The sequence below is a fragment of the Porphyromonas sp. CAG:1061 genome, assembly GCF_000435035.1.
Lineage (GTDB): Bacteria > Bacteroidota > Bacteroidia > Bacteroidales > Porphyromonadaceae > Porphyromonas_A > Porphyromonas_A somerae.
This window is the reverse complement of sequence record NZ_HF988887.1, coordinates 1-6,731: the sequence shown is the minus strand read 5'-3', so window position 1 is coordinate 6,731 and position 6,731 is coordinate 1. Positions and strand designations below refer to the sequence as shown.

4 protein-coding genes are annotated in these 6,731 nt (G+C 49.4%); all 4 read left to right on the top strand.

Annotated elements, in window-relative coordinates; all coding sequences use genetic code 11:
- A partial coding sequence (locus QVO39_RS02725) for a primosomal protein N' family DNA-binding protein (protein WP_288171669.1) occupies window positions 1-1,979 on the top strand: 1,979 nt, incomplete at its 5' end.
- A gap of 124 nt (window positions 1,980-2,103) precedes the next feature.
- On the top strand, window positions 2,104-4,239 hold the full coding sequence (locus QVO39_RS02720) for an outer membrane beta-barrel protein (RefSeq protein WP_288171667.1): 2,136 nt from the start codon (window positions 2,104-2,106) through the stop codon (window positions 4,237-4,239).
- A gap of 22 nt (window positions 4,240-4,261) precedes the next feature.
- The gene (locus tag QVO39_RS02715) at window positions 4,262-5,221 is read left to right on the top strand and encodes an OmpA family protein (RefSeq protein ID WP_288171666.1); all 960 of its coding nucleotides are present in this window, start codon (window positions 4,262-4,264) and stop codon (window positions 5,219-5,221) included.
- A 338-nt stretch (window positions 5,222-5,559) separates the two neighbouring features.
- A partial coding sequence (locus QVO39_RS02710; RefSeq protein ID WP_288171664.1) for an amidohydrolase family protein occupies window positions 5,560-6,731 on the top strand: 1,172 nt, incomplete at its 3' end.

Genomic DNA, 6,731 nt, shown 5'->3' with positions numbered 1-6,731 from the left:
ATCCGCCCATTCCGCCCTATATCATAGAGCTTTGGCAGTGGGCGGCCAATTATTATATGTGTAGCTTGGGAGAGGTGCTGACGGCTGCTATTCACCAAAGTTTCCGACCCGATGGCACGCAGGGAGAGGAGCCAAGTAAGGCAACGCTTACGCTGAGGGGGTGGCTCCCCTCGGAGCGACTGATGAGCGATGCCCACTTTAGGGGCTACCTAGAGGGACAATTGAAGAGTGGTTCGGCCGCTGAGAAGGCACTCCAAAAGATACTCACCAGCTACCAAAAGGGTGATAAGCCTCCGATGAGTCTGCAAGACCTTGCTGAGTGGCTGGAGACTTCTAGCTACACCATCAATAAGCTACGCAAAGTGGGGGCGGTAGAGGAGTGCGAGGTCTTGGCTAGTACCCTCAATGAGGGGGTGGCTCTCCCTATCCACAAAGTGGGCGACCCGCTCTCTAAGTTGATCTCTATCGGCAGCTCACGCATCGCACTTGTCCATTGCCCTAATAGTCGAATTGAGGAGCGTATTCCCTACGACTACCTACTCCAAGAGGTAGCAAAGGGGAAGCAGGTGCTCCTCCTGCTGCCTAATATAGAGGTACTAAAGCAGTCGCTCCCTGAGCTACAAAAGCAATTTGGAGTGCGGCTCTACCGCTATTTCTCTACCACGACGGAGAAGGAGCGACGCACCACGTGGTTCTCTGCCCTCTCAGGGGAGGGTGGCCTTTACATAGGATTGAGGGCGGCCGTTTGGCTTCCTTTTGCTTCGCTCGGGTTGGTGGCCGTGCTGGATGAGGAGGATAGAGGCTACCGACAGTATGAGCCGGCACCCCGTTTTACCGCTACGCACGTGGCATTGATGCTGGCTCACTTTGCCAAGGTAGAGACTCTCCTAGTGAGTGCCACCCCTTCAGTAGAGAGCTACACACTGGCACTACAGCAGAAGTATAGCTTTGTGACCTCCTCGCACACTCCACCCGAGGTGCGACTACAGACAGTCTGGATGCCAAAGGCGTTTGAGGATAATAGTGTGCAAGGGCGGATGCTCTCCTTTCAGATGATCGGAGCTATCCGAGAGGCGATAGATGAGGGCGGGCTTGCCCTTCTCCTCTATCAGCGTAAGGGTTTTGCCCGAAGTGCTACTTGCCCGAAGTGCCAAGCCTCGCCCAAGTGCCCGCACTGCCATACGACGCTACGGTATATGGAGCAATCGCGTATGCTAGTGTGTGGCCTCTGTGGCTTTTTCCAACCATTGCCAAGTCACTGTCCGGAGTGCGGGGCTGGAGGAATGCAGTTAGTCGGCACTGGGATAGAGCGACTTCGCCGTGCCATGGAAGAGCTATTCCCTGGGGTGGCGATCAAGATGGCGGAAGAGGTGGATCGGAGGTCGAAGCTACCTTCAGTGATTCTTTCATCGAGTTACCAACCACCTCAAGAGTACCTGAGCAAAGCAACTACCATCGGGTGGGTGCAGCTGGACCTCCTCTATGCGCTCTCTGACTACCGTGCCAATGAGCTCACCTTTCGCTATCTAATGCAGAGCCGCAATGAAGCTCCTCTGCTCAAGCGAATGGTAGTACAGCACTTTGCCACAGCACCCAATGCCCTCACCGCCTTTGAGCAAAACGACTATCAGGAGATGCTCGACTTTGAGCTGGAGGAGCGACACAGCATTCAGCTTCCCCCATTCTCCCGACACATTGATATATATTTTGAGAGTGCGGCACAAAGCCAAGCCTACCAACTCGCCACCACTGCAGCGACCATTCTTCAGAATAGACTGCCCGATGCTACTACCCTAGGTCCAGCACCTATGCCAGTGCATAAAAAGGCAACCGCCATCGGCTACAAGGTGACCCTGCTCGCACCTCTACAGCTCTCCTCCCTACAGCTTCGTGAAGCGATTCATCAGCTCATTGACCCTCTCCTCCAAGAGTATAGAGGACCTAAGATGAATTGCTACTACGATGTTGATCCTCTTTAGTGTATCATTAGGCACAACAGTAGGGCAATGTGCCATATTATATAGATATTAAGTAAGTTTTGTGTATCTTTGCTCGGTAATAGGATTATATAATATTTTTTCCACAACAAATAGAAATATGAGAATGAAAAGATTATTTGGACTAGTAGCCGTAGGGCTAATGGGTCTAGGCTTTCTACCAAGTGCCAATGCACAGGTAGATGGCGTAAACTTCACACTTTCACCAAACGTATCATACAACTGGTGGAATCAAAACATTGCACTTAAGAACTCTCCTTTCTATGGACTTCGCCTCGGCGTTGGCTTTGGCCCTTATGTAGAGTTGAGAGGAACCTTTGAGAAGTCTGTTAACCTCAAGAATACGCTTAAAGACAAGAATTGGAACATCCTTAACGAGGATGCTCTCAATAAGCTTGATGGAATGCAGTTTGATATCACTCGCCTAGGTGGTGAGCTGAAGTTCAATATCCTAAGTAGCAACTATAGCATCGCTCCATACCTTACTGTAGGTGGTGGTGTGCAAATGCTTAACTACAACCCATTTGACACAAAGAATGGGGTTGTAGAGGATGCTAAGGAGACTGAAAAGCAGATCTATCTAAGTGCTGGTGCTGGTGTACGCTTCAATCTTTCTGAGCGTATTGCACTTTCACTAGAGGGTCGCAACACTCAGTTCAACCTTGATAAGGTAGACTATCTACTCAATCCAAACGTTGATGATAAGGCAAAGCGTTGGGGCAACTGGTCAGCTATCGCTTCTCTTGATATCACCCTTGGTGGTATGAGTGGTTACAGCGATGCTAGCCGCCAATACAGCAACCTCTTTGAGGATGGCTTCCGCGGCGTGAAGTTTGTCCTTGAGCCAGGTATTATGTATGCTGACTTCCACGATAAGCTCAACCGTGCAGACCAATTCTTTATCGGAGGTTCTGCAGGTCTTGACTTCTCTTCACTGATTGGCTTGAGAGCTTTCTACTACCAAGCTACAGAGCAGCCAGATAAGCCTAGCTTCAAGTTCAATAAGGATCTGAAGATGTATGGTGCCAACCTGCTATTCCGTCTCAATCAGCCACGTGGTATCGTACCTTACCTTACCCTTGGTGCTGGTTACCTAGATGATAAGGGCTTGATTCCAACTGATCCAGATAGACCAACCTCAAACACTGATCCAAAGGAGCGCTTTGATGTTCACAACCTATTCCTAATGGGAGGTGCAGGTGTAGAGATTCCATTCTCTAAGTACGTAGCCCTCTTTGGTAACGTCAATGCCCTTCTCTCTAATAACGAGGCATCAGAGTTTAAGAATGTTGAGGTAGGTGACATCTACACTAGCCTTATGTACAATGCCGGTGTTCGCATCAACCTTGGTCGCTCAGCTTATGAGCCAATGATCAACATCAATGGCAACGAAGAGAGCCTTAACGACCGTGTAAATGATACCCGCGAGGCTCAAAAGCAATGCGGTCGTCACACCATCTTCCAAAGAGAGAGAGTACGTGGTGGCGAGATGATGACTAAGCAGCAGTTTGAGGAGATGGTAGATCGTATCCTCTACAAGATCCGCAGCGAGGAGAGTGCTCGTGCAGCTAAGTTCTCTGACTCTGAGATGGATATCATCGTAGCAGCACTTAACAGCCAAAACCCACAGGGCGCACAGGTAGTAGCTACTAACGACCCTGTAGCTAACCAGCAATTGGTTAATGAGATGCGTCGCCTAGTAGACCGTATGGATCGCCTAGAGGGCAAGACTACTGCACAGACCAACGTAGTGCCTGTACAGAGAGTTGACCCACTTGTAACGACTCCTACTACTGTAGTTAACGGTGCTACCACCACTACTACAGCTACTACTACTCACGCTAAGAACAACTTCCTTAAGCTTAACCGCCTTGCAGTGCTCACTGGTGCCAACTTTGGTGAGGGAACTCAATGGATGGTAGGTATGCGTGGTTACATGCAGATCTCTGATACCGACCTTGACTTCGTACCTGAGCTGATGGCTGGCTTTGGCAAGAAGGGTGGTTTCGACCTCAGCGCCAATGTAATTTACAACTTTAAGATCGCCGACTCTGTAGTAGATCCTTACGCAGGTCTTGGTCTTGGTCTTTACAGCCACGGTGTTGGCCTTAAGTTTGGTCCAAACTTCATCGCTGGTGCCAACTTCAAGCTGAATAAGTCTGGCGAGCTATTTGCCGACTACACTGCAAGAGGTCTATTCAAGAATAATCAGATTGCTGTAGGTTATCGTTTCGTATTCTAATCAATCACCATTAGGAAAACGAATGATGAGAAAGAGTAATTTAATCTCCTCAGCAGTAGCTACTCTACTCCTAGGCATTGGTCTACACGCCAATGCCCAGGACGTAGTGCTCACCCAGCAGGTGACACAGAGTGGCGACACTGTGACCATCATTGAGAATGCACCTCGCACTACCGACACACACTCGGTAGATCAGCAGGTGTGGGACATGATCAGGTCCACTGAGGGATACGATTCGATACCCGATGATGCTCTCTTGCCAATCACTCAAGATCAGGCAGAGGAGCTCATCACCAAGCTGATACTAGAGGCTCGCAAGCCCTATGTAGAGGCTGCCTACCGCGACTCCGTGGTACGTGCTTTCAAGGTAGAGACGCTCAAGCGTCGTGCCTTGGACCAAGCACTAGCACGCACCTTCAATGAGCCATTGGAGCGTCGTCTCGACCAGATGGAGCGCCTACTCTATGCGCTTCTCCTTACCCGTGGCGACCTTAGCCCAGAGGCGATCAATCACCTGCTTGGCGGTAATCTGCTACCACAAGGTACTATCCTAAAGACCGATACCGTGCCAGCTAATCAGCTAGCAGGTCGTCGTGAGCCAGTCACTCCTGATGAGGCCATTGCCCTCAAGGGTGGTCTCAATAATAAGGAGATAGACCTCTACATGAGCGTTGCATACTTCGGTTTTGATAGTAGCAAACTAGATAGCGAGGCCATCAAGACACTCGACAACGTAGTGGAGTGGATGAAGGAAAACGACCTCAGAGTATCCCTTCGTGGATACGCCTCTCCAGAGGGCAAGATGAGCTACAATAATAAGCTCTCTGGCCGTAGAGTAAATGCAGTGGCAGACTATATCACTAGCAAAGGAATTGCACGCGATCGACTAGAGGTAATCCCCTCTGGCATCGACTCCATGAAGGATACCAAGAGTAAGTATCCAAAGGGACGTCGCGTAGAGATTCGCCCGATCCTTTACTAATTAATAAGCTAGTTATATGACAAAGGCGGTATCACCTCGTGTGGTACCGCCTTTCTTTTGCAACAACATCTAATCACAAACGAGACTGTTGCACGAAAGCGATCTGCTTCGTTGCTTTCGGAATTCGGGCTCGGTCACGTACGCGAGTACGCTCCCTTCGCCCTCATCCTCAGCGCCTTACATCTCATCCTTCGTGCAAAGTCTAAGCACATTTTAGTAAATGTCCGAGAATGTCACTTCGTGCAACATTCTCAAACTATGCTAAAATGTAATATACTTCCAAATAAAATGGGTATATTTGAGAATAGGTAATTAGTAACCCATTAAGACGTATGCTTATGAAAAAGAAATTCTTTAACGCGAAAATCTATCGGAATAGTTCTGCAAGTGAGATCATCGTGGAGAACGGTAAGATCACTCAGATCGGTACCAACCTTCCCAAGTGCGATGAGGAGATAGACCTCAATGGCAAGTTTGTATTGCCTCCTTATGTAGATCCACACCTTCACCTAGACTACGTCTACACTGTCTCCGAGATGGAGGGGCTGGGAGCAGCTTCGGGCACACTCTTCGAGGCGATCGAAAACTGGCCAAAGTACAAAGCCACCATGACCATTGATGGCGTAAAGCGACTAGCTCGCAAGGGTATTGAAGACGAGGTATCACAAGGGGTGCAATTCATCAGAGCACAGACAGACGTCACTGACCCTAAGTTCACCGGGTTCAAAGCCATCATGGAGCTCAAGGAGGAGATGAAAGACATCGTTGATATCCAGGTAGTAGCCTTCCCACAGAATGGTATGTACACCTACAAAGGTGGTAAGGAGCTAGTAGAGGAGGCTCTAAAGATGGGTGCCGATGTGATCGGTGGCATTCCTCACTACGAGCCAGCACGCGAGTTTGGCGAGAAGTCTATCCACGACATTGTAGAGCTAGCCATGAAGTACAATGTACTCATCGACGTACACTGCGATGAGACCGACGATGTCATGGCACGCTTTGTGGAGATTCTCAACGCCCTAGTCTACCTTGAGGATTATGGTGAGAAGACCACCGCTAGCCACACCTGCTCCTTTGGTTCGGCCGATAACTCCTACGCCTATAGGATGTTTGATATGTTTAAGCGTAGCAAGATGAACTTCATCTCCTGCCCTACCGAGAATGCTTATCTACAGGGAAGGCAAGACACCTATCCAAAGCGCCGAGGCCTTACTCGTATCAAGGAGTTTATGGAGATGGGCATCAACATTGCATTGGCCCAAGACTCTATCAATGACCCTTGGTACCCACTCGGTAGTGGTAATATGATGAACATCCTTGACAATGCTATCCACCTATCACAGTACGCTAGCCCTAAGGAGGTAGAGACCGCCTTTGATATGATCACCTACAATGGTGCGAAGTGTATGAATATCCACGACCAATACGGTATAGAGGTAGGCCGCGATGCCAACTTCATCGTGCTGGATGGCGATAGTGCTTGGGATTGCATCCGCCGTCGTGTAGGCGT